This window comes from Azospirillum sp. B4, assembly GCF_000333275.1.
In the GTDB taxonomy this organism is placed as follows: domain Bacteria; phylum Pseudomonadota; class Alphaproteobacteria; order Azospirillales; family Azospirillaceae; genus Nitrospirillum.
The window spans coordinates 1-21,951 of the sequence record NZ_BACU01000378.1; the positions used below are offsets into that span (position 1 = coordinate 1).

Genomic DNA, 21,951 nt, shown 5'->3' on the forward strand with positions numbered 1-21,951 from the left:
CGCCGTCTCCTCCGCATCCTTCTACAGCGGCTGGTACATGGCGGGCGCCAGCACGGACGCCCCCGACGTCGTGCCCTCCGCCTTGGATAAGGCTGCCTACAAGGTGGGGGAGACGGCGCGCCTGCGTATCGAGCCCCCCTTCGCCGGGCAGATGCAGGTGGCTGTCGCCGGCCAGGACGTCCGCATCCTCACCACCCGGGCGGTGGGGGCGGAGCCGGTGACGGTGGACATTCCCGTCCGGGCGGAATGGGGGGCCGGCGCCTACGCCCTGGTATCCTTCATCAGGCCAGCGGACAAGGGGGCCGGCCACCAGCCGGTGCGGGCCGTCGGCCTTGCCTGGATCCCGATCGAGTCCGCCGCCAAGGCGCTGGCCGTCAGCATCACCGCGCCCAAGACCCTGCGCCCGCGCCAGAAGGTGGACGTGCAGGTGGATGCCGTGGGCGCCGGGGCCGGCGCCTATGTCACCGTGGCGGCGGTGGACGAGGGCATTCTGCAATTGACCCGTTTCCGCAGCCCCGACCCGCTGGCCCATTTCTTCGCCAAGCGCAAGCTGGCGGCCGAGATGCGCGACGATTACGGCAACCTGTTGGAAAGCCAGGCCGGCCAGACCGGCGTGCTGCGCCAGGGCGGCGATAACTCACCGGGCGGCGTCGGCCTGCCAGTGGTGCCCACCCGCACGGTGGCCCTGTTTTCCGGCCTGGTGGCGCTGGATGCCAAGGGTCACGCCAAGGTGCCGCTGGACATTCCCGACTTCACGGCAGCCTACGCCTGATGGCCGTGGCCATCGACAAGGAGCGCATGGGCATGGCCGAGGGCGCGCTTGTGGTGCGCGACCCGGTGGTGGCAGAGGTCATCCTGCCCCGTTTCCTGGCGCCGAACGACACGGCCAGCGGCACCCTGTTGCTGCATAATCTGGAGGGGGTGGCGGGCGATTACCGCGTGACGCTGGTGACCGACGGCGCCCTGAAATTGGCGGCGGATCCTAAGCGTACCGTCACGCTCGCCACCGGCCAGCGCGTGGTGCAGCCGGTGGCGCTGCGCGGCAGCGAGGCCGGCATCGGCGGCCTGACCTTGGCGGTGGAGGGACCGGGCGGGCTGAAGCTGGAACGGTCCTGGCCCATCACCATCCGCCCGGCGGAGGCACCCATCGTCATGGCGGAACAGCGCCAGCAGGCGCCGGGGGAGGTCTTCACCCTGCCAGCCAACCTGCTGGATCTGTTCCTGCCCGGCACCGGCAGCGTCACCCTGTCCTACGCCAACTTGCCCGGCATCGACGTGGCCGGCCTGATGAAGGACTTGGATGAGTATCCGTACGGCTGCACGGAACAGACGACCAGCCGGGCCCTGCCGCTGGTGGCCTTCCGCGACCTGGCCCGCCAACTGGGGCTGGAAGGCAACGTCAAGGATCCGGACAACCGGGTTAACACCGCCATCGACCACCTGCTGCAGCGTCAGGGCTCGACAGGTGAGTTCGGCCTGTGGTCGTCGGGCGACGGCTTGGGGTCCCCCTGGCTGCAGATGTACGTGTTCGATTTTCTCAGCCGGGCGCGGGGGGCGGGCTATTTCGTGCCGAACGTGGCCATGCAGTCGCTGGCCGACTGGGTGACGCAACAGACCGACCGGGGTGTGGGCGCCACCGGCGAACAGGGGGAGGCGTTGGTTTACGGCCAGTACCTGCTGGCCCGTGGCGGCAATGCCAACCCGGCCAACCTGCGCTACATCCACGACGTGACGGCGGAGCGGCTGTCCGATGGCCCGCTGGCCTATGCCCAGCTGGGGGCGGCGCTGCTGGCGGCGGGGGACAAGGTCCGGGCCGACGCGGCGTTCGAGCGCGCGCGCAGGCATCTGGGCCAAGCCTCGCATGATTATTACGGCAGTCCGCTGCGCGACGCCGCCGCCACCCTGGCGGTGGCGGCCGAGGCCAACGCCGTGCCGCTGCAGGAGGCGGCGCTGCATCTGGCGCTGTCCGGCCTTAAGGAGCCCTGGCACTACAACACCAACCAGAAAAGCTGGCTGCTGCTGGCCTCGCAAGCCATCCTGGCCAAGGGCCAGCCCATCGCGTTGACCACCACCGGCTATGCCAAGGCCGCCACCGGACGTACCCTGACCTACAGTCCCAACCCGGCGCAGCTGGCCGCGGGATTCGGCGTGGCCAACAGCGGCGGCGCCGCGGTCTGGCGTACGGTGCAACTGCGGGGCGTGCCCAAGGAGAGTCCTGGCCCGGTGTCGGAGGGCATCACCTTGACCAAGCAGGTCTACACCATGGACGGCAAGCCGGTCGGCACCGACCATGTCGCCCGCAACACCCGGCTGGTGGTGGTGTTGACCGGGGTGCTGCGCCAGCGTGTGAAGCGCACCCTGGTGACGGTCGATCCGCTGCCGGCGGGATGGGAGATCGAGTCCGTGCTGCGCCCGGGGTACAAGGGGGATCCAAGGGGGCTGGGCTGGTTGCAGAACATCAGCGACGCGGCGGTGGCGGAGGGCCGCGATGACCGTTTCGTCGGCGTGTTGGACGCGGGCCAGACCTCCTGGGTCTACTCGAACGGAACTGAGGAGGCAGGCGACGACGTGAAGGAGGACGACCGGCCGACGCGGGACTTCCGCTTCGCCTATGTGGTGCGGGCGGTGACGCCCGGCGATTTCGCCCTGCCACCGGCCTCCACCCAGGACATGTACGACCCGGCGGCCATCGCCCGCACCGCCGCCGGGCGTACCGTGGTGGACGCCGTGCCGTGATACCCCGCCTGGGCGTTTGGACGGCATCCGGAGCACGTCTGCGGTGGGGAGGGCGTCTGGTCGCCGGGGTGCTGGCCCTGGTTGCCGTGTCCCTGGTTACTGCGGCGCTGGTGGCCGACAGGCTGTTCCCGCCAGACCTTCGGCGCTGGCAGGCCCGCTCAACCCTGGTAACGGATGAGCGGGGGGAGGTGCTTCGCGCCTTCATCACCGACGATGATGCGTGGCGATTGCCCATGACGGTGGCGGATGCCAGCCCCAGCTACCTCAAGATGTTGGTGGCGTATGAGGACCACCGCTTCTACCGCCATCCCGGCGTTGACCCGTTGGCCCTGGCGCGGGCCATCGCGCAGGCGGTGCGCCATGGCCGCGTCGTTTCCGGCGGCTCCACCCTGACCATGCAGGTGGCCCGCCTGTTGGAACCCCGACCCCGCACGGTGGGGGCCAAGCTGGTGGAGATGTTCCGGGCGGTACAGCTGGAGGCCCGGTTTTCCAAGCGGGAGATCCTGGGCATGTACCTGACCCTGGCGCCCTTCGGCGGCAACCTGGAGGGTGCCAGGGCGGCGTCGCTGGCCTATTTCGACCGGCCGCCGGCGACGCTAACCCCCGGGCAGGCGGCCCTGCTGGTCACGCTGCCGCAATCGCCCACCAAGCGCCGGCCAGATCTGGCGCCGGAGGCGGCCCGGGCCGGCCGGGACGCCCTGTTGCGCCGTATGGCCGCCAAGGGGGTGCTGACTCGCCAGGCGGCGCAGGAGGGCATGTCGGAGCCGGTGCCGACGGGTCGCCGGCCGCTGCCCTTCCTGGCGCCGCACCTGGCCGACCGCCTGCGCCGGGCGGCGCCGCCGGGCAGCGTCATCGCCAGCACCCTGGATGCTGGCCTGCAGCGCCGGGTGGAGGCGCTGACGCGCGATACGCAGAGCACGCTGGAGCCGGCGGCGGAGGTCGCCGTGCTGGTGATGGAGACCGGCAGCCGCAAGGCCCGCGCCTACGTCGGCGGCAGCTTCACCGGCCCCTTCGGCCAGATCGATATGGTGGCGGCCCCCCGCTCCCCCGGTTCGGCGCTCAAGCCCTTCGTCTATGGCTTGGGGTTCGAGGCGTTGCCCCTGCATCCCGAAACCCGCATCAACGACGCGCCCACCGTGTTCGGCGACTATGCCCCGCGCAATTTCGACGGTGGCTTCCATGGCCTGGTGACGGTGCGGGAGGCCTTGCAGCAGTCGCTGAACGTGCCGGCGGTGAAGGTGTTGGACCGCCTGGGCCCCGCTCGATTCCTGGGGCGCCTGCGCGAGGTGGGGGCGCAGGTCGGCTTGCCCCAGCCCGATGCCGCCCCCGGGCTGCCCCTGGCGCTGGGGGGCCTGGGGCTCAATCTGGCGGACCTGACCAACCTCTATGCCGATCTGGCGGATGGCGGCCAGGCCCGGCCGTTGTTGCTGACGCGGCCGGAGGAGGGGGAACGGGCGGCCAGGCGGCCGGCGCGCCGGTTGATGAGCCCGGTCGCCGCCTGGTATGTGGCCGACATCCTGGCGCAGACGCCCCGGCCGGACGGGCGTGCGGCCGTTGGCGGGCGGTGGGTGGCCTATAAGACCGGGACGTCCTATGGCTTCCGCGACGCTTGGGCGGTGGGCTTCACCCCCACGCATGTCGTGGGCGTGTGGGTGGGCCGGCCGGATGGCACGCCCCGGCCCGGCGCCGCCGGCCGGGATGTCGCGGCCCCCTTGCTGTTCCGCGTGGTGGACCTGTTGCCAGACCGGGGGACGCCGCCAGTGCCGCCACCCGGTGTGATCGACGCCGGGCCCGGCCATGCCCTGCCGCCGGCGTTGGCCCTGTTCGACCGGGGAGCGCCCGGCTCCACGATGGCGGAGGCGGTGGCACCGCTGCGCATCGCCTTCCCCCCGGATGGCGCGGAGGTGGAACGGGCCGACGGCCAAGGCGGAACGCCGGCGCCGGTGCCGCTGGAGGCCCTGGGTGGGCGGCCCCCCCTGCGCTGGTTGGTCAACGGCCTGCCCTTGCCGGAGCCTTCCGCCGGCGAAGAGGCCGGCTGGGTGCCCGACGGCATCGGCTTCGCCGACATCGCCGTCATCGATTCCTCCGGACAGCGCGCCAAGGCGACGATAAGGGTGCGGTAGAAGGCCGGAGGCGCCAGCGGGCGCCGCTCGCGCATTTGTCGCAGCCGGGTGGCGGACGATGTGCGAGGCTGTCGGTTCATGGCCTACGAAGACGGATGGCACCCCCGATGACGCGCCCCCACCTCTGCCAACTTCGTTCCGCGGTCGCCAGTGTGGCGGGCCTGGTGATGGCGGCCTTCGCCTTGCCGCATTCCGGCCTGGCCCAAGGGGGCGCCACGGCGCCGACCGCCGCCACGCTGACGCCGGAGCAGATGGACGCCGCGTGGCGCCAGGCGGCGGCGAAGACGGCGCGGGAGCGTGACGCGCTGCTGAAGAAAGTGGCGGCGGGCGATGCCGCCGGACCGTTCCGGCCGGACTGGATCTCCCTGCGCACCTGGGAGGTGCCGCAATGGTACGCCGATGCCAAGTTCGGCATCTTCATCCATTGGGGTGTCTATTCCGTGCCGGCCTTCGACAGCGAATGGTATTCGCGCCGCATGTACATCCAGAGCAGCAAGGTCTACCAGCACCACGTCGCCACATATGGCCTGCCGGACAAGTTCGGCTACAAGGATTTCATCCCCCGCTTCAAGGCGGAGAAATACGACCCCGTGGCTTGGGCCGCGCTGTTCCGTGCCGCCGGCGCCCGCTATGTCGTGCCGGTGGCGGAGCATCACGACGGCTTCGCCATGTACGCCACCCGGCTGTCGGACTGGTCTGCCCTGCGCATGGGCCCCAAGCGCGACCTGATCGGCGATCTGGCGCGGGCGGTGCGCGCGGAGGGCCTGCGTCTGGGCCTATCCTCCCACCGGGCGGAGCATGACTGGTTTTTCGGCGAGGGACGCAAGATCCCGTCCGATGTGAACGACCCCCGGTATGCCGACCTTTACGGTCCGGCCCAGGCCCGCCTGACCGGGGAGGACACGGGCGAGGCCGACATGACCGGGGACTTCACCCACGTTTCCCCCGCCTGGCTGGAGGACTGGACGGCGCGCACCGCCGAGCTGGTGGAGGCCTACCACCCTGACCTGATCTACTTCGACTGGTGGATCAGCCAGCCGGCCTTCCGCCTGGCCCTGCCCAAGGTCCTGGCCTACTACTACAATACGCAAAGCCGGCGCGGCGCCTCCGCGGTGGTGAACTACAAGGAAGGGGCGCTGGCCGCGGGCAGCGGCGTGGCGGACGTGGAGCGCGGCCTGATGCCCGACATCCAGCCCCGCGTCTGGCAGACCTGCACCTCGCTGGGGGATTACAGCTGGGGCTACATCGAGGGCGAACAGTACAAGTCGCCGGAGAAGGTCATCCACCTGTTGGCCGACATCGTCGCCAAGAACGGCAACCTGCTGCTGAACATCGGTCCCCGCGCCGACGGCACCATCCCGCAGCAGGCGCAGGACAGCCTGTTGGCCATCGGCGGCTGGCTGAAGACGAACGGCGAGGCCATCTATGGCACCCGGCCCTGGCGGCGGTACGGCGAAGGCCCCGCCCAGATGGCCGCCGGCTCCTTCAAGGAGGGCAAGACGGACAAGCCCTTCGGGCCTGAGGATTTTCGCTTCACCACCAAGGGCGACACGCTGTACGCCATCGAGATGGGCTGGCCGGAGGATGGGGCGGCGGTGATCCATGCCCTGCCCGCGGCGGAGCCGGTCAAGGCGGTGACCCTGCTGGACGGCGGCGCCGGCCTGCCCGTCACCTTCCATCAGGACGGCGATGGCCTGCACCTCACCCTGCCGAAGGTGGCGCCGGGCGATTTTGCCTTTGTGTACCGTATCGAGCGATAGTTGACGGCCTGAAAGACACCTTGCTTTCAGGGGTGGGCTGATTGCACCTTGGGTTCCGGGGTTTGCACTGTGGGTCGCTGGGTTGCGGGAAGATCGCTTTATGGCCAATTGTTATTTCATCACCTGCCATCGGGCGCTGGATCACGTATCCGACCTGTTTCGTTTCATTTACCGATCTCAGCATCTGTATATTTTCCACTGCGATCCCAAGGCGCCGGCCGCCGTCCGTGATTTCGTGGCGCGTCTGGGCGTTCGCTTTCCCAATGTCATCGCCCTGCCGGGCCAGCCCTACAGCTGGGGCGGCTATTCCATGGTCACCACCACCGCCATGGCGCTCAGGGTGGCGCTGGCGGCACCGGTGCCCTGGCGCCATTTCTTCTGGCTGAGCGAGCAGCATTTACCGCTTTTCAGCCAGGACGATGGGCGGTGGAACGCTCCAGCCGGGTGGTCGTTCAGCGACGCCAGCCTGGTTACAGGCATGTATCCAGGCGGCCAGGACGATGTCCTGCACCGCTTCTCGCTGGATTTCCGTGAACTGCCGGGCGTGGGGATGTTCGGCGTGGCGCCCCAGGCCGTGGACGCGGCTTTCCGCGAAACGCTCTACCATGGCAGCAACTGGCTGGTGCTGGATCGCCTGGCCTGTGCCGATCTGTTAGACCGGATGGGCCAGCCCGGCGAAGCCGAGCCCTTCGCCCGATCGGCCCAACCGGATGAGACCATGCTGCAGACACTGCTCATGACGGGGCAGCGGGCGGGACGGCACCGGATCCATTCCTGGAACGCCACCTATGTGGCGTGGCCACACCTGTGCGGCAACTCAGATATGTATTGCACGTTGGAGAATGTGGCTGCGGCGCGCGGAGAGGGGCGGCTATTCATCCGCAAGCGCCCCGTCGTCCTGCCGCCGGAGTTGCGGGACGAGATGGAAGCCATGGCCGCCTTCACGGCAGATGCCCTGGCGGCGGATTTGGGGGGAACTTTCGGGACGGCATCGACCGTGTCGGTCGACGCGGACCTGCCGATAAGGTGTCGCGCCACGTGGCGGCAGATCTGGAGGGGCGCGATTACAGCGTGCGGCTTTTTGACCCCTGCGCGCTGGGCAATGTGCCGGCCTTCTATGTGACGATCGCGCCACGGAAGGTGCCGGTGGATCTGCCGGGTCTGCGTCTTTGCGTGTATCCCCAAGATCTCTACACCTTCAAGGTGCTGATCGCCATCCACCCGTCACGGGATGCCGGTTGGGATCCGATCGGGGTGCGTGGCCGTGAGGCCTATCCCCTGCGCGTTCGCGTCTATGACATGTTCCTGGAGCGTGAGGTGGTTGTGGCGGAGGAGGTCGACAGCGGTTTCCTGACACTCGGCGTCAACAGCGACGTCACCCCCCTGGATCAGGCCATCCATCGCTACCTGGGCCACATGGACGCGCTTGTGTCACGGCAAGGGTGAGCGGGGTGCCGCCGCGCGTCACCCTCTGCGCCATCATCAAGGATGAGGCCGACGGCCTGTTGGAGTGGGTGGCCTATCACCGCCTGATGGGCGTGGACCGCTTCGTCATCTACGACAACGGCAGCACCGACGGCGGCCGCGCCCTTCTCGATCGGCTGGCGGGCCGGATCGACCTCACCGCCATAGACTGGCCGTCCGGCGGCGAGGGCACCGTGTTGTCTTTTCCCCAGGCTTGCGCCCGGCTGTTGTCCATTCCCGATCCCCGCCGCTTCGACTGGTGGGGGGACGGGGCGATCGGCCCGCAGATGCGCGCCTACAACCATTTCCTGACCTATTATGGGGCGGAGACGGACTGGGTGCTGTTCATCGACGCCGATGAGTTCGTCGTCAGCCATGAGGGGGTGTCCCTGCCGGCGCTGGCGGCGCGATATGGCGAGGATCCGGCGGCGGGGGCCGTGGCGCTCAACTGGCGCTACTTCGGCTCCAACGGCCTGCAGGCGCCGGACGGCCGGCTGGTCATTGAGCGCTTCACCCGCTGCGCCCCGGCGTTGTTCTCCGGCCACGTGCACATGAAGACCCTGGCGCGCCCGGCGGCGCTGGACCGCATGGTGATCCATGCCGGCCGCTTGGCTGCCGGCTGGCGCTATGTCGACGACCAGGGGCGGCCGGTCGACATTCGCGACCTTGCCTTCACGCCCGCCATTTCCCATGCCCGGGTGCAGCTGAACCATTATTCCGTGAAGTCCAGGGCAGAGTTCCGGCGCAAGCAGGCGCGAGGCCTGGCCCCGTATCCCGATGGCCATCCGGAGAAGTGGGACGGCCTGGACGAGGACTATTTCCGCCGCCAGGACCTGAATGACGAGGAGGATCTGTCGGCGGCCCGCCATGCCGCGGCCGTGCGGGCGGAGATGGCGCGCCTGCTGGCGTGATTCGGCGGCCCTTTCCGACAAAACATCCGTCACCCGTGCAAGAGCGCGGTCGCCACATGGGATAGCTTTTGGGGCGACGGCGGATCGTCCCCCAACTCCCCATCTCCGTCGTCTTCCTCCCCAAGGCGGCATTCCGCGGTCCCCCGCCCGCGCCGCCATCCTTCGATGCCCGCGCCCGACATCCGGGGCGCGGGCATCGCTTTATCAATAGCCATTCACTCCGGCGTGCTGGCGTCGGAGGACCGCTGCCAGATGTTCAGGCCGGTATCGACGGCGTGCCTGTCGATCTCCGCCAACTCGGTATCGGTGAAGGCCAGGTTCTTCAACGCGTCCAGGCTGTCGTCCAGCTGGGCGACCGTGCGCGCGCCGATGAGGGCGGAGGTGACGCGCGGGTCGCGCAGCACCCAGGCGATCGCCATCTGGGCCAGGGTTTGGCCACGCCGCTCCGCGATGGCGTTCAAGGCCCGCACATGCTCCAGCGCCTCCGGCGTCAGCAGGCTTTCCTGGAATGACCCACCCTTGGCCGCGCGGGCGTCGGCCGGCACGCCGTTCAGGTATTTCCTGGACAGCAGGCCCTGCGCCAGGGGGGAGAAGGCGATGCAGCCGACGCCGGTGTCCTTCAGCGTGGCCAGCAGGTCGCGTTCGATCCAGCGGTTCAGCATGGAATAGCTGGGCTGATGGATCAGGCAGGGCGTGCCCATCTCCTTCAGCAACGCCGCGGCCTTGGCCGTCATCTCGGCGGAATAGGAGGAGATGCCGACGTACAGCGCCTTGCCCTGGCGCACCACCTGGGCCAGCGCGCCCATGGTCTCCTCCAGCGGCGTGGTGGGGTCGACGCGATGGGAATAGAAGATGTCGACATAGTCCAGGCCCATGCGCCGCAGGCTCTGGTCCAGGCTGGCGATCAGGTATTTGCGCGAGCCGCCGATGCCGTAGGGGCCGGGCCACATGTCGTAGCCCGCCTTGGTGGAGATGACCATCTCATCGCGGTAGGCCTTGAAGTCACTGGCCAGCACGCGGCCGAAATTCTCCTCCGCCGAGCCGTAGGGCGGGCCGTAGTTGTTGGCCAAGTCGAAATGGGTGACGCCCCGGTCGAAGGCGCGGCGCAGGATGGCGCGGCCGGTCTCGAACACGTCGGCCCCGCCGAAATTGTGCCACAGGCCCAGCGAGATGGCGGGCAGGTCCAGGCCGCTGCGCCCGCAGCGGCGGTAGGGCATGGCGGTGTAGCGATCATCGGCGGCGCGATAAGGGGACTGCATCGTGCGTGCTCCTGCAAGGGCGGCGGAAACCGGTGGCACCATACGGTCATCCCCGGCGCCGGCCAAGGCGGGAGTTGGTTAACGGCATTCCGCCGCAAGAGACGGCATCAACGATCCCGGTGTCGTCGCCGTGACCATAAGACAAGGCCGGCGAGGTATCGTCCCTCGCCGGCCATTCTCTTCAATAGGACGCCGCGTCCGCCGGAGCTTGGCGCGTTAAGCCGCCTTGATGGCGGCCAGGAAGCGGCCGACGTGGTCGCGCAGCACGCCGGATTGTTCCGACAGGTCGTGGGCTGCGCCCAGCACCTGGGTGGCGGCGGCGCCGGCCTGGCCGGCGGCTTCCGTCACCGCGCCCAGCGCATCGGCCACGCCCTGGGTGCCCGTGGCGGCCTGGCCGACGTTGCGGCTGATCTCCGTCGTGGAGGCGCCCTGCTGTTCCATGGCGGCGGCGATGGAGGTGGAGATCGTGTTCACCTCCTCGATGATGCCGCCGATGGCCTGGATGGCGCCGGAAGTGCGGGCGGACACCTGTTGTACAGCCAGGATCTGGGCGGCGATGTCCTCCGTCGCCTTCGCGGTCTGGTTGGCCAGGCCCTTCACCTCCGCCGCCACGACGGCGAAACCCTTGCCGGCCTCACCCGCGCGCGCCGCTTCGATGGTGGCGTTGAGCGCCAACAGGTTGGTCTGCTCCGCGATGGTCTGGATCAGGGTCACCACCTCGCCGATGCGCTGGGTGGCGTCGGTCAGGCCGGCGACGGTGGTCATGGTCTCCCGCGCGTCCTGGCTGGCGCGGCTGGCGATAGCCTGGGCGTGGCCCACCTGGCGGTTGATCTCCGCGATGCTGGCGGCCATCTCCTCCGCCGCAGCGGCCACGGTCTGGACATTGGCGGTGGTCTGGTCGGCGGCTGCGGCGGCGGTGGAGGACTGGCGGTTGGTCTCCTCCGCCACACTGGACATGCTCTGGGCGGCGGCGTCCAGTTCGGCGGCGGCGCCGCTGAACTGCTGCAGGATGTGCGAGGACTGGCGGTCGAAATCACCCACCAGGGCGTCGATGGCGGCCACGCGCCGGGCTTTCGCCGCCTCTTCCGCCTGCTGCGCCGCCGCCAGGCGGCCGGCCTCCACCAGGCCATCGCGGAAGACCTCCACGGCCCGGGCCATGGCGCCGATCTCATCCTGGCGGTCGGTGCCGGGGATGGCGGTGTCCAGCTGGCGCTGGCTGATGCTGTTCATCACCGCCGTCAGCTGGCGGGTGGGCCGGCCAATGGTCAGCACGGTGACGGCACCGGCGGCCAAGGCCGTGACCAGCGCCGCGCCCAAAGCCAACAGCGTGCCCAGGCGGGAGGTATCGGTGGTGTGCGTCAGCGTGGCGTAAGCGTCTCGGCCGGCGCGGTAGTTGAGGTCCGCCGCATCCGTCAGCACCTTGACCAGTTGTCGCGTCTGTTCCCGGTTGCTGCCGGAGTAGAGTTTCAGCGCCTGGTCGCGGTCGCCTTTGTGCAGGGCGTCCAGCACCTGGGCGGAGGATGCGGCAAACTGCGGCCAAACGGCATCGAACTGGTCCATCTGCGGACGCTCGATGGTCACCAGCGGCTCATAGTCCTTTCGGCTCTTGGTTACCCGGGCGAACTGCTGGGCGACCATTTTTTCCTGCTCCGCCCGCTCAGCGTCCGTGGGGGCCAGCAGCAGGCCCTGCTGGAACCGGCGGGTCTCCAGCACCGCCTGCAGCAGTTCATTACTGGCGACGATGGAGGGCATGGCGTCCCCACCCAGCTCCGCGGCGGCGCGCTCGATGGTCGACAGGCGTTCCAGCGCGAACGCGCCAAGCCCCAAAGTGACCACCAAGACAAGGGTGAAGGCCGCGAAAATACGGGTGCGCAAGGATAAATCGACCAGACGCGGCATATCGGCTCCTGTTGCGGATTGCGCTGGGCCCCCAAAAATTTTCCACATAAAGGGCGCCCCTTTATTAGTGGAAGACATGGGGGTCTTTCTTCTGGTTTCTACCCTTCGAGATACCTCTTCCTGGCGGTCCGGCCATTGCTGCGACATTCTGCCGCCATGCTGTCAATTAAATTGAATTTTATTTAATCACAACTGGTCAGGGCTGGGCTGACAAGTCGGCCATTTCCACTTGGCGCAGGATGGTTCGCAGGGTCAGGGCGTTGTCGCTACCGAAGACGTGCTCGAACCGCTGCTGGGCGGCGGCCCAAAGCGGCAGGGCCTGCGCCACCACGGCCTCTCCCTCCGGGGTCAGCACGATGACGCGGCGGCGGCGGTCCGCCGCTGTGATGGTCAGGCGGACCAGGCCGCGCTTCTCCAGCGGTCGCAGCAGATGGCCCAGGGTGGAGCGATCCATGACCAGCATGGTCGCCAATTCCTGGATCGTCCGGGGACCATGGCGCTTGAGGCGCGACAGGATGGCGTACTGATTGGTGCCCAGGCCGGTGGCAACCAGCGCGTCGTCATAGAACTTGGTCAGCCGACGGGAGGCCTGGCGCAGGGCGGTGCAGTTGCACTGCGTGGGTTCGGGCGGGGGAAAGGTGTCAGGCATGCGGGGTCCTGGTGGAAAAGGGCGCCAGCCTATCAGGCGCGCGGTCGGCGCCGCTGTCAACGATCATATGGGCAATTACCCATAAATCCGGCATGCTCTCTCCTGGCGTCGGCAAGGCGCCGCCAAACCGGAGGAGGGAACCCCATGCCACTCGCCCGCATCGACCTGGTTCAAGGCAAGTCCGCCGACTATCGCCACACCATCGGCGACGTCCTCTACGACGCCATGATCAGCACGCTGAACGTGCCCAAGGACGACCGCTTCCAGATCATCACGGAACACGCCGGCAGCGACTTCGTGGCCGATCCCACCTACCTGGACATCCAGCGGACCGCCGACTGCGTCATCATCCAGGTCACCCTGAACCAGGGCCGGACGGTGGAGGTGAAGAAGGCCTTTTACAAGGCCGTGGCCGATGGCCTGCACCAACGGCTGGGCCTGCGGCGTGAGGATGTGTTCATCAGCCTGGTGGAGGTCGCGAAGGAAAACTGGTCCTTCGGCAATGGCGAAGCGCAATACGCGTGAGGGGGAAACCATGAGCACCAGGAACGCACTGATCGTGGGTGCCGGCAAGGGCATCAGCGCCTCGCTGGCCCGCCTGCTGACCACCGGGGGTTATCGCGTGGCGCTGGCCGCGCGAAACACGGACAAGCTGGCCGCCCTGGTGGCGGAGACGGGGGCCAAGGCCTACGCCACCGACGCGGCGGAGCCCGAGGCCGTGGCCCGGCTGTTCCGGCAGGTGGACGCGGACCTGGGCATGCCGGAACTGGTGGTGTTCAACGCCAGCGCCCGCACCCGCGGGGCGGTGCAGGATCTGGATCCGACCCAGGTGCTGGACAGTCTGCGCGTCTCCGCCTTCGCCGGCTTCCTCGTGGCCCAGGCTGCGGCCGTCCGCATGCGGGCGCTGGGGCGGGGCAGCATCTTGCTGACCGGCGCCACCGCCAGCGTGAAGGGCCTGGCCGGGTCCACGCCCTTCGCCATGGGAAAGTTCGCTTTACGTGGCATGGCGCAGAGCCTGGCGCGGGAACTGGCGCCGCAGAACATCCATGTCGCCCACTTCATCATCGACGGCGGCGTGGCCAGCAGTTGGTCCAAACCAGGGGAGGATGGCCCCGAGGACAAGTGGCTGGACCCCGACGCCATCGCCCGGGAGTACCTGCACGTCCACACCCAGCACCGCAGCGCCTGGACCTGGGAGGTGGAACTGCGGCCGTGGGTGGAGAAGTTCTGACCCCCAACCATTACCGGCGTCACTCAACAGTTTGTTTGAGAAGACTCGTTTGTGTGGCGCCGGTCCCGCTTGGATGCTGGCCGCCTCGATCTTACGGAGGCGATCATGAGTGCGGGCAAGCAGCTGAAACTGGGGTTCATCCTTCACGGTGTGGGCCGGACCTGGGGTGACTGGCGCCATCCGGACGCCCAGCCCAACGCCAGCACCAACTTCGCCTTCTACAAGCGCCAGGCCCAGTTGGCGGAGAAGGGGCGTTTCGACTTCCTGTTCGTGGCCGACAGCGTCTACATCACCGAGAAGTCCAGCCCCCACTACCTGAACCGGTTCGAGCCGCTGACCATCCTGTCGGCGCTGGCCGGCGCCACCAGCCATATCGGCCTGGTGGGCACGCTGACCGTCAGCTACAGCGAGCCATACAACGTCGCCCGCCAGTTCGCCTCGCTGGACCACATCAGCGGTGGCCGCGCGGGGTGGAACGTGGTGACCAGCTGGTTGGAGGGCAGCGCCGCCAACTACAGCAAGACCCAGCACCTGGCCCATGACCAGCGCTACCGCCTGGCGGCGGAGTATCTGGACGTGGTGCAGGGCCTGTGGGACAGCTGGGAGGACGACGCCCTGGTCCATGACAAGGAGACGGGCGTCTTCTTCGATCCCGCCAAGCTCAACACCCTGGATCACAAGGGTGAATTCTTCCAGGTGCGGGGGCCGCTGAACATCGCCCGCTCCCCCCAGGGCCAGCCGGTGATCTTCCAGGCCGGCGCGTCCGAGGACGGCAAGAACTTCGCCGCCAAGCACGCCGACGCCATCTTCGCCGGCCAGGATGACCTGGAGGAGGCGCAGGCCTACTACCGCGACGTGAAGGCGCGGGCCGCCGGCTTCGGCCGTGACCCGGACAGTGTCTTCATCCTGCCGGGCGTGGCGCCGGTGGTGGGCGCCACCGAGGCGGAGGCGGAGGCCAAGTACCAGGAACTGGCCAACCTGGTGTCCATCGAGAACGCCCTGTCCATGCTGGGCCGGCCGTTCAATGACCATGATTTCAGCCAGTACGATCTGGATGCGCCCTTCCCCGAGGTGGGGGCCGACGCCTACAACAGCACGCAGAGCGCCGTCCTGAAGATCGTGGCCGCCGCCAAGCGTGACGGCCTGACCCTGCGGCAGGTGGCCCAGCGCTTCGCCACGCCGCGTGGCAACTTCGTCGGCACGCCGGAACAGATCGCCGACAAATTCCAGCATTGGCTGGAGGCCAAGGCCGCCGACGGCTTCGTCTTCTTCGAGGCGCTGCCAAAACAGCTGGACGTGTTCGTGGAGACGGTGGTGCCCATCCTCCAGGACCGCGGCCTGCTGCGGCGCGAGTATGAGGGGCAGACCTTCCGCGACAACCTGGGGCTGGAGGTGCCGGTCAACCGCTTCACGGCGCGCAAGGCGGAAAAGGGGGCGGCGTGATGTCGGGGGGTGCCGGGTCGTTGCCGGCGCCATCAGGTCTCGGGGAATAGGGAGAAGGGCGTGTTGCGGGCGCGTGGGCGCGTTGGCTTTCACGCCAGGCACCCATTCGCCTACATTCCCTGCCGCCCGGCGGGGAGTTCATCGCCCGGCTGGGGGGGCGCGCCGCCCTCCCGTGTCAGCAACGCCCGAAACGCGGTGCGATCACCCCGCCCACTCCGCTCGATGAAATAGGCCGCGGTGCGCAAGGCTGCCAGCTTCTCCGCCACGGCGGTTGCCACGAACTGATTGAGGCTGGTGCCGTCCTCCGCCGCGAGGCGTTCCGCCTCGGCTTTCACCGACGCTGGCAGCCGTAGCGGGTAGGTTGACGTCTTGGTCATGGTCTTATCCTTTCCAATGCTTCCCCAGGTCGCAACAAAGGCAATCCGAAGCGATGCGCCGCTGGCTGAAAGTCCTTGTGATTGAAGGACACAAGCGCGTCCGCCCGACCGTTCACGGCCGCCTCCAATACAATCTCGTCGCCTGGGTCGCGCAATTGCGGCCGCCAAAGGAACCAGGGGTCTATCGGCTCAACGAGTTCAACCAAGCGATTAAGGAAAACATCGATTTCAGCAATCGACAGGCCCGCCGCCGCCATATGCTCCGCCCGCCGGGTCACCGCCTCGTACTCGACGAATAGCGGTACGGTTGCCAGAAGCTGGACAACACCGTCATCGGCCGCCAGCAGAAGTGCGGAGGAGGCACCCTTCGGGCTCCGCACGGCGGCCACGATCACGTCCGTGTCGAGTACCAATCTCATTGGTGACCAGTATCACATCGCCGATGATATCACAATGGCCGCGCCCGCTGCCGCAACGGCAGCGCCGCGTTGAGATTGGCCCAAACGCCAGCGGCCATCACCGCCATCACCATCATGGCTATCATCGCCAGATGGTGATGGCGGCCTTTATCGCGACGACAGCTTATCCGGCCATTCGCGGCGCTGAGCACGGCACGGATGGAGGCGGTGGCCACGTCGGTGTCGACGCCGACGCCGAAGACCTTGCGGCCGTTGCCGGTACCGCCTTCGGACAGACGACCGCCCCGCCGCCAACCACCCTGATCCAGGATTGGCCACCGCAAGGGCTATGCGCGCAGCAGTTCGCGCGCGATCAGGCGCAATAGCGACGGGACGGCCCTCTTCGAAGGGCCGCCCCATCTCCTCACGCGCCGGCCGGGAAGTCGGTGGACAGCGCCACCTCCCGCCATCGCGCCAATTCGCCGGCGACGAAGGCGTTCTTCTTCTCGATGGCGGCCACCGTGTCGCTGCCCAGAGGCAGGCGCACGGGCGGCTGGGACGCGTTGGCCAGGGCGATGAAGGCCTGGGCCAGGCGGGCCGGATCGCCCGGCTGAGCATGGTTGGCGCCGGCGGCGAAGTCGCGCATGCCGCCCACCGTGGCGTGATAATCCTCGATGTGCGCCGCCGTGCGCGCCAGTGACTGTTCATCCAGGAAGTCGGTACGGAAGAAGCCGGGCTCCACCACCGTGGCGTGGATGCCCAGGGGGGCCAGTTCCTGGGCCAGCGCCTCCGTCAAACCTTCCACCGCGAACTTGGTGGCGCAGTAGGGGCCCCAGCCGATGAAGGACTGATAGCCGCCGATTGATGACAGGTTGATGATGTGGCCGGAGCGTTGGCGGCGCATGTGCGGTAGCACGGCGCGGGTCACGGCCAGCAGGCCGAAGACGTTGGTGGCGAACAGGCGCTCCACCTCCGCGCCGCTGGACTCCTCCACCCCGCCTAGCAGGCCGTAGCCGGCGTTGTTCACCAGGATGTCGATGCGGCCGAAGGCCTTGACGGCCTCCGCCACGGCTGCCTGGGCCTGGTCCTCCCGGGTCACGTCCAGTTTGACCGCCAGCAGGCGGGCATGGTCGCCCAGGCGGGCCGTGACGGTGGACGGGTCGCGGGCGGTGGCGACCACGGCGTCGCCGGCGGCCAGGGCCTGTTCGGTGATCAGGGCGCCGAAACCACGGGAAGCCCCGGTGATGAACCAGACACGCATGTTGCTCTCCTTCGCTTGGGGCCGAGGCGCCGGTGGCCGTCAGCTGATGGGGAGAAGCTAGCGCCAGCAGGCTGCTGAATTAATCCGTAGAAATCGTGTTAGCTTACTGAGGTAAACTCATCAATAATCATTCCATGAAGCGCATTGACCCCGCCGACCTGTCCGTCTTCCTGGCCATCGCTAGCCACCGCAGCTTCCGCAAGGCGGCGGTGGAATTGGGCGTGACGCCGTCAGCCCTCAGCCACGCCCTGCGTGCCATTGAGGAGCGGCTGGATCTGCGGCTGGTGAACCGCACCACCCGCAGCGTCGCCCTGACCGAGGCGGGGGAGCGGCTCTACGCCCGTATCCGCCCCGCCTTCCTGGACATCCATGACGCCATCGAGGATTTGAACAGCCTGCGCGGCACGCCTGTGGGCACCTTGCGCCTGAACGCCTCGCAGGCGGCGGCGCGGCTGGTGCTGCTGCCCATCGTCCTACGTTTCCTGGCCGCCTTTCCCGACGTGCGGGTGGAGATGGTGGTGGACGACGCCATGGTCGATGTGGTGGCCGGCGGCTTCGATGCCGGCGTGCGCTTCGGCGAAAGCATCGCCGGCGACATGATTGCTGTGCCTTTGGGGCCCCGCCAACGCTTCGCCGTGATCGGATCCCCCGCCTACTTTCAGCGCCACCCCGTGCCGGCCTCCCCGCACGACCTGCGCGGCCTGCCCTGCGTCCGCTACCGCTTCCTCAGCGGCGGGCTTTACCGGTGGGAGTTCGAGCGGGCGGGTGTTGAGCTGGATGTGGAGGTTGACGGCCCGCTCACCCTCAGTGACCAGGATTTGATGGTGGACGCGGCCCTGGCGGGCACGGGCCTGGCCTATGTCTTCGACGCCCGGGTGACGGAGCCGGTGGCGGCGGGGCGGCTGGTGCGGGTGCTTGAGGATTGGTGCCCCTATTACCCGGGCCTGTTCCTTTACTACCCCAGCCGGCGGCAGTTGCCCGCGGCATTGCGCGCTTTCATCGATTTCGCGCGGGCGCCGGACAAGGGCCGTCCGCAGGCGGGACGGCCCTGAGCCTGGGTTGTCAGCCGGCGCCGTTGGCGGCGCTGAGCACGGCGCGGACGGAGGCGGTGGCGACGTCGGTGTCGATGCCCACGCCGAAGACCTTGCGGCCGTCGCCGGTGCGGCACTCGACATAGGCCGCGGCGCGGGCGTCGGCACCGTGGCCGATGGCGTGTTCCTGGTAGTCGACGATGTCCAGTTCCATGCCGCAATCGGCCTTCAGGGCGGCCAGCACGCTGGACAGCAGGCCGTTGCCCCGGCCGCTGATGCTGCGCTCCTCCCGCCCGACGCTGACGCGGCCCACGAACATGCGCTCCCGGCTGCCGGCGGTGCCGGTCTCCTGGTAGTCGATCAATTCGAACCGCTGCAGGCCGGTCAGGCAGTAGGTGTCCTGGAAGATGGACCAGATGTCGGTGGCGGTCAGCTCGCGGCTGGTCTCGTCGGCGTAGCCCTGGACCACGCGGCTGAAATCGATCTGCAGGGCGCGGGGCAGCTTCAGGCCCTTGTCCTGTTCCATGACCCAGGCGATGCCGCCCTTGCCCGACTGGCTGTTGACGCGGATCACCGCCTCATAGCCGCAGCCCAGGTCGGTCGGATCGATGGGCAGGTAGGGCACGTCCCAGATCTGGTCGTTGCGCCCGGCCTGGGCCGCGAAGCCCTTCTTGATGGCGTCCTGGTGGGAGCCTGAGAAGGCGGTGAACACCAGCTCGCCGGCATAGGGGTGGCGGGGGTGCACCGGGATCTGGTTGCAGTACTGCACCGTCTGGACGACGGACTGGATGTCGGAGAAGTCCAGGCCCGGGTCCACGCCCTGGGTGTACAGGTTCAGCCCCAGGGTCACCAAATCGACATTGCCCGTGCGCTCGCCATTGCCGAACAGGCAGCCCTCGACCCGGTCGGCGCCGGCCTGCACCGCCAGTTCGGCGGCGGCCACGCCGGTGCCCCTGTCGTTATGGGGATGGACGCTGACGATGACGCTGTCGCGGCGGCTGATCTGGCGGCAGAAGCGCTCGATCTGGTCGGCGTAGATGTGGGGGCCGGCGGCCTCCACCGTGGCCGGCAGGTTCAGGATGACGGGCTTGTCGGGCGTGGGTTGCAGCACGTCCAGCACCGCCTCGCACACCTCCAGGGCGAAATCGGGCTCCGCCGTGCTGAAGGTCTCGGGCGAGTATTCGAAGATCCAGTCGGTTTCCGGATACTTCTCCGCCTGTTCGCGCAGGATGGTCACGCCCTTGACCGCGATGTCCTTGATGCCGCCCCGGTCCATGCCGAAGACGATGCGGCGCCACGCGGGGGAGATGGCGTTGTACATGTGCACGATGGCGCGCGGCGCGCCGCGCAGGCTCTCGAACGTGCGCTCGATCAGGTCGCGCCGGGCCTGGGTCAGCACCTGGATGGTGACATCGCCTGGGACCTTGCCGCCCTCCACCAGGCTGCGGACGAAGTCGAACTCGGTCTGCGAGGCGGACGGGAAGCCGACCTCGATCTCCTTGAAGCCCAGCTTCACCAGCATGTCGAAGAAGCGCTGCTTCTTCTCTGCGTCCATGGGGTCGATCAGGGCCTGGTTGCCGTCACGCAGGTCGGTGGACAGCCAGCGGGGCGCCTTGGTGATGACGCGCGACGGCCAGGTGCGGTCGGGCAGGTCGGCGTGGGCGAAGGGGCGATATTTGGTGGAGGGATCGCGCAGCATGATCAGGGCGTCTCTGCTTTAAGGTATTCAGTCGGGGGGTGAATACGGCCAAGGGTACAGCCGCCGGATGGCCGTCAGGCCCGGCGACCGCCGGTAAGGAGCAGGCGCGCGGCAAGGCGCAGCGACAGGGCGCTGGCGGCGGCGATGCTGGCTTTGGCAGAAGAGCCCCGGGGGGCGCAGTGACACGACATTTGGAAACTCGGGCGAACCTTGCGCGAACTTATGACGAAATCCCCGGTCCTCTCAGGAGGCCGGGTTCATAAGAAGCAGCAGGGTGATCGCGGTGTCGGTCATGATGCCCAGGATAAAAGCGGCATACCGGTGGCGTGTCAAGCGAACACGCTCACGAAATTTCAAAGGCAGCCATGCCCCGGCATCAAAGGATCGATGCCGGGGCGCTGGCGACAATCTTCAGTCGAGATGGTGAAGGTCAGCTTCGCCCGGTCCTGACCGTGAACTCGTTGCCCCGTGATGGATCGAAGGGCAGGGGATGCGAGAGGTAGCCGTTGCGCGGATCGCGCACGTGGTCGATGTAGCCGGAGGCCTGCTGGAACGCGTTCTCACCGATGATCAGGGCGCCGGGCTTCAGCTGCGGTTCCAGCAACTGGAGGATGGGGAGGTAGAGGGTGAAGGCCCCGTCCAGCATCAGCATATCGATGTCGCCGCCGATGCCGGATTTCAGGGTTTCGCGCGCGTCGCCTACCCGGAACTCCACCAGGTCGGCCAGGCCGGCGGCGGTGACGTTGGCCCGCGCCCGCTCCACCTTGCCGGGCTCCAGGTCGGTCCCGATCAGTTGACCCCCGCCCATGTCGCGGAGGGCCGCCGCCAGGTAGATCGCGGATATCCCCATGGAGGAGCCGAACTCCACGATGCGGCGGGCCTTGCAGGCGCGGGCGCACATGTAGAGGAAACGGCCGAACTGTGGCGAGACGTTCAGGAAGTTGCCAGCGAGCGCGCTGTAGACGCCTCTCAAATCCGCGTTCTCGGCCTTGATGAACTGGCCGATCACCTCATAGTAATCTCCCGCCCCGTCGGGGAGGGCTTGCGTGAGCGGTGCGTCGGCCGCCTCGGCCTCCCGATGCAGGCGTTCCAGAACCTCGGCGACCAGGCCGCTGCTGAGTGAGTCCATGTTTCCAACTCCCTTGAATGTGCGCCGCGCCAGGATGTCGGCGTCGGGGGGCAGGATAGGGAGTTGCCGGCGTGACCACATTCCGCAAACAGAACAATATATAGCGAATTCTGGTCAATGACCCCGGCGCTCCGCCAGGTAGCGCGCGGGCGGCTTGCCCAGGGCCTTGCGGAACATGGTGACGAAGGCGCTGGCGCCCTCATAGCCCAGGTCCAGCGCCACGGCCTGGACCGACGCGCCCTGGTCCAGGCGCTGCAGGGCGATCAGGATGTGCAACTGCTGACGCCAGCGGCCAAAGCTCATGCCGGTCTCGCGCCGCAGGATCCGGGTCAGGGTGCGGGGGGCGACGGCCATACGCTGGCCCCAATCCTCTATCGTCGCCCGGTCGGAGGGATCGGCCATCATGGCGGCGGCGATCTTGCGCAGCTTGGTGTCGGCTGGCATGGGGAAGTGCAGCTTCTCCAACGGCGCCAAGGACAGCTGGTCCAGCAGCACGGTGGCGATGCGGCCGTCCGGCCCGTCGACCTCGTACAAAGCCGGCATCCGGGTGGCGTGCAGCACCAGCCGCTCCAGCAAGGGGA

Annotated in this window: 20 protein-coding genes and 1 pseudogene; 11 read left to right on the forward strand and 10 right to left on the reverse strand. The window is 68.1% G+C overall.

The genetic code is table 11. From position 1 onward, the window contains the following. The 7 genes and pseudogenes from I55_RS16785 to I55_RS16815 all read left to right on the forward strand — a co-directional run. A pseudogene (locus I55_RS16785) lies at positions 1-772 on the forward strand (alpha-2-macroglobulin family protein); the annotation flags it as partial. After that, positions 772-2,736, forward strand: coding sequence for an alpha-2-macroglobulin (locus I55_RS16790; protein WP_044561731.1), 1,965 nt, complete (start codon positions 772-774; stop codon positions 2,734-2,736). The pseudogene I55_RS16785 and the gene I55_RS16790, both read left to right, overlap by 1 nt. A gap of 68 nt (positions 2,737-2,804) precedes the next feature. Then, positions 2,805-4,859, forward strand: coding sequence for a penicillin-binding protein 1C (gene pbpC, locus I55_RS16795; protein WP_083901179.1), 2,055 nt, complete (start codon positions 2,805-2,807; stop codon positions 4,857-4,859). A 107-nt stretch (positions 4,860-4,966) separates the two neighbouring features. Continuing rightward, positions 4,967-6,619 (forward strand): alpha-L-fucosidase, encoded by a 1,653-nt coding sequence (locus I55_RS16800; protein ID WP_064742512.1) that lies wholly within the window; start codon positions 4,967-4,969, stop codon positions 6,617-6,619. 100 nt (positions 6,620-6,719) lie between these two features. Continuing rightward, entirely contained in the window at positions 6,720-7,742 is a 1,023-nt protein-coding gene (locus tag I55_RS16805) for a beta-1,6-N-acetylglucosaminyltransferase (protein WP_044561732.1), read from the forward strand. After that, positions 7,691-8,065 (forward strand): hypothetical protein, encoded by a 375-nt coding sequence (locus I55_RS16810; RefSeq protein ID WP_148293789.1) that lies wholly within the window; start codon positions 7,691-7,693, stop codon positions 8,063-8,065. The genes I55_RS16805 and I55_RS16810 overlap by 52 nt, the downstream gene beginning before the upstream one ends. A 5-nt stretch (positions 8,066-8,070) precedes the next feature. Beyond that, on the forward strand, positions 8,071-8,994 hold the full coding sequence (locus I55_RS16815) for a glycosyltransferase family 2 protein (RefSeq protein ID WP_159107220.1): 924 nt from the start codon (positions 8,071-8,073) through the stop codon (positions 8,992-8,994). 215 nt (positions 8,995-9,209) lie between these two features. Here the strand turns inward: I55_RS16815 and mgrA are convergent, their stop codons facing one another. The 3 genes from mgrA to I55_RS16830 all read right to left on the reverse strand — a co-directional run bounded on the left by mgrA (position 9,210) and on the right by I55_RS16830 (position 12,801). After that, a complete protein-coding gene (gene mgrA / locus I55_RS16820; protein ID WP_044561735.1) occupies positions 9,210-10,253 on the reverse strand; it encodes an L-glyceraldehyde 3-phosphate reductase in 1,044 nt (347 codons plus the stop codon). A 216-nt stretch (positions 10,254-10,469) separates the two neighbouring features. Further along, positions 10,470-12,152: a methyl-accepting chemotaxis protein gene (locus I55_RS16825; protein ID WP_044561736.1), complete on the reverse strand. Its 1,683-nt coding sequence runs from the start codon at positions 12,150-12,152 to the stop codon at positions 10,470-10,472. Positions 12,153-12,348: 196 nt separating this feature from the next. Continuing rightward, positions 12,349-12,801 carry a MarR family winged helix-turn-helix transcriptional regulator gene (locus I55_RS16830; RefSeq protein WP_044561737.1) on the reverse strand — a complete coding sequence of 151 codons (453 nt, stop codon included), beginning with the start codon at positions 12,799-12,801 and terminating at the stop codon, positions 12,349-12,351. Between the two features lie 144 nt (positions 12,802-12,945). On the opposite strand from I55_RS16830, the gene I55_RS16835 reads away from it, so the two are divergent. From I55_RS16835 to I55_RS16845, 3 genes are all read left to right on the forward strand, one after another. Then, positions 12,946-13,326, forward strand: a complete 381-nt coding sequence (locus I55_RS16835; protein ID WP_044561738.1) for a tautomerase family protein — start codon at positions 12,946-12,948, stop codon at positions 13,324-13,326. A 10-nt stretch (positions 13,327-13,336) separates the two neighbouring features. Next, on the forward strand, positions 13,337-14,032 hold the full coding sequence (locus tag I55_RS16840; RefSeq protein ID WP_044561749.1) for an SDR family NAD(P)-dependent oxidoreductase: 696 nt from the start codon (positions 13,337-13,339) through the stop codon (positions 14,030-14,032). 105 nt (positions 14,033-14,137) lie between these two features. Next, on the forward strand, positions 14,138-15,475 hold the full coding sequence (locus tag I55_RS16845) for an LLM class flavin-dependent oxidoreductase (RefSeq protein WP_044561739.1): 1,338 nt from the start codon (positions 14,138-14,140) through the stop codon (positions 15,473-15,475). 110 nt (positions 15,476-15,585) lie between these two features. Here I55_RS16845 and I55_RS16850 read toward each other — a convergent pair whose 3' ends face one another. The 4 genes from I55_RS16850 to I55_RS16865 form a co-directional block, all read right to left on the reverse strand. Beyond that, positions 15,586-15,852 carry a YlcI/YnfO family protein gene (locus I55_RS16850; RefSeq protein ID WP_044561740.1) on the reverse strand — a complete coding sequence of 89 codons (267 nt, stop codon included), beginning with the start codon at positions 15,850-15,852 and terminating at the stop codon, positions 15,586-15,588. Continuing rightward, positions 15,849-16,271, reverse strand: a complete 423-nt coding sequence (locus I55_RS16855) for a putative toxin-antitoxin system toxin component, PIN family (protein WP_044561741.1) — start codon at positions 16,269-16,271, stop codon at positions 15,849-15,851. Before I55_RS16855 ends, I55_RS16850 begins: the two co-directional genes overlap by 4 nt. Before the next feature lie 29 nt (positions 16,272-16,300). Further along, complete coding sequence (locus I55_RS36055; RefSeq protein WP_083901181.1) at positions 16,301-16,594, reverse strand: hypothetical protein; 294 nt, start codon at positions 16,592-16,594, stop codon at positions 16,301-16,303. A gap of 80 nt (positions 16,595-16,674) precedes the next feature. After that, complete coding sequence (locus tag I55_RS16865) at positions 16,675-17,511, reverse strand: oxidoreductase (RefSeq protein ID WP_044561743.1); 837 nt, start codon at positions 17,509-17,511, stop codon at positions 16,675-16,677. Between the two features lie 134 nt (positions 17,512-17,645). Between I55_RS16865 and I55_RS16870 the strand changes: the two genes are divergently transcribed. Continuing rightward, complete coding sequence (locus I55_RS16870) at positions 17,646-18,563, forward strand: LysR family transcriptional regulator (RefSeq protein ID WP_044561744.1); 918 nt, start codon at positions 17,646-17,648, stop codon at positions 18,561-18,563. Positions 18,564-18,573: 10 nt separating this feature from the next. On the opposite strand, the gene leuA is transcribed toward I55_RS16870, so the two are convergent. The 3 genes from leuA to I55_RS16885 form a co-directional block, all read right to left on the reverse strand. Continuing rightward, positions 18,574-20,241 (reverse strand): 2-isopropylmalate synthase, encoded by a 1,668-nt coding sequence (gene leuA / locus I55_RS16875; protein ID WP_044561745.1) that lies wholly within the window; start codon positions 20,239-20,241, stop codon positions 18,574-18,576. 430 nt (positions 20,242-20,671) lie between these two features. Next, positions 20,672-21,370 carry an O-methyltransferase gene (locus I55_RS16880; RefSeq protein ID WP_044561746.1) on the reverse strand — a complete coding sequence of 233 codons (699 nt, stop codon included), beginning with the start codon at positions 21,368-21,370 and terminating at the stop codon, positions 20,672-20,674. Between the two features lie 114 nt (positions 21,371-21,484). Next, on the reverse strand, positions 21,485-21,951 hold a 467-nt coding region (locus I55_RS16885; protein WP_044561750.1), incomplete at its 5' end, for a helix-turn-helix domain-containing protein.

Bases quoted from the DNA above. Each gene is read 5' to 3' on its own strand.
- I55_RS16835 (WP_044561738.1), top strand. From the start codon at position 12,946: ATGCCACTCGCCCGCATCGACCTGGTTCAAGGCAAGTCCGCCGACTAT.
- leuA (WP_044561745.1), bottom strand. From the start codon at position 20,241: ATGCTGCGCGATCCCTCCACCAAATATCGCCCCTTCGCCCACGCCGAC.
- I55_RS16880 (WP_044561746.1), bottom strand. From the start codon at position 21,370: ATGGACTCACTCAGCAGCGGCCTGGTCGCCGAGGTTCTGGAACGCCTG.
- mgrA (WP_044561735.1), bottom strand. From the start codon at position 10,253: ATGCAGTCCCCTTATCGCGCCGCCGATGATCGCTACACCGCCATGCCC.
- I55_RS16850 (WP_044561740.1), bottom strand. From the start codon at position 15,852: ATGACCAAGACGTCAACCTACCCGCTACGGCTGCCAGCGTCGGTGAAA.
- I55_RS16825 (WP_044561736.1), bottom strand. From the start codon at position 12,152: ATGCCGCGTCTGGTCGATTTATCCTTGCGCACCCGTATTTTCGCGGCC.
- I55_RS16800 (WP_064742512.1), top strand. From the start codon at position 4,967: ATGACGCGCCCCCACCTCTGCCAACTTCGTTCCGCGGTCGCCAGTGTG.
- I55_RS16830 (WP_044561737.1), bottom strand. From the start codon at position 12,801: ATGCCTGACACCTTTCCCCCGCCCGAACCCACGCAGTGCAACTGCACC.
- I55_RS16845 (WP_044561739.1), top strand. From the start codon at position 14,138: ATGAGTGCGGGCAAGCAGCTGAAACTGGGGTTCATCCTTCACGGTGTG.
- I55_RS16865 (WP_044561743.1), bottom strand. From the start codon at position 17,511: ATGCGTGTCTGGTTCATCACCGGGGCTTCCCGTGGTTTCGGCGCCCTG.
- I55_RS16790 (WP_044561731.1), top strand. From the start codon at position 772: ATGGCCGTGGCCATCGACAAGGAGCGCATGGGCATGGCCGAGGGCGCG.
- I55_RS16805 (WP_044561732.1), top strand. From the start codon at position 6,720: ATGGCCAATTGTTATTTCATCACCTGCCATCGGGCGCTGGATCACGTA.
- I55_RS16855 (WP_044561741.1), bottom strand. From the start codon at position 16,271: ATGAGATTGGTACTCGACACGGACGTGATCGTGGCCGCCGTGCGGAGC.
- I55_RS16840 (WP_044561749.1), top strand. From the start codon at position 13,337: ATGAGCACCAGGAACGCACTGATCGTGGGTGCCGGCAAGGGCATCAGC.
- I55_RS16870 (WP_044561744.1), top strand. From the start codon at position 17,646: ATGAAGCGCATTGACCCCGCCGACCTGTCCGTCTTCCTGGCCATCGCT.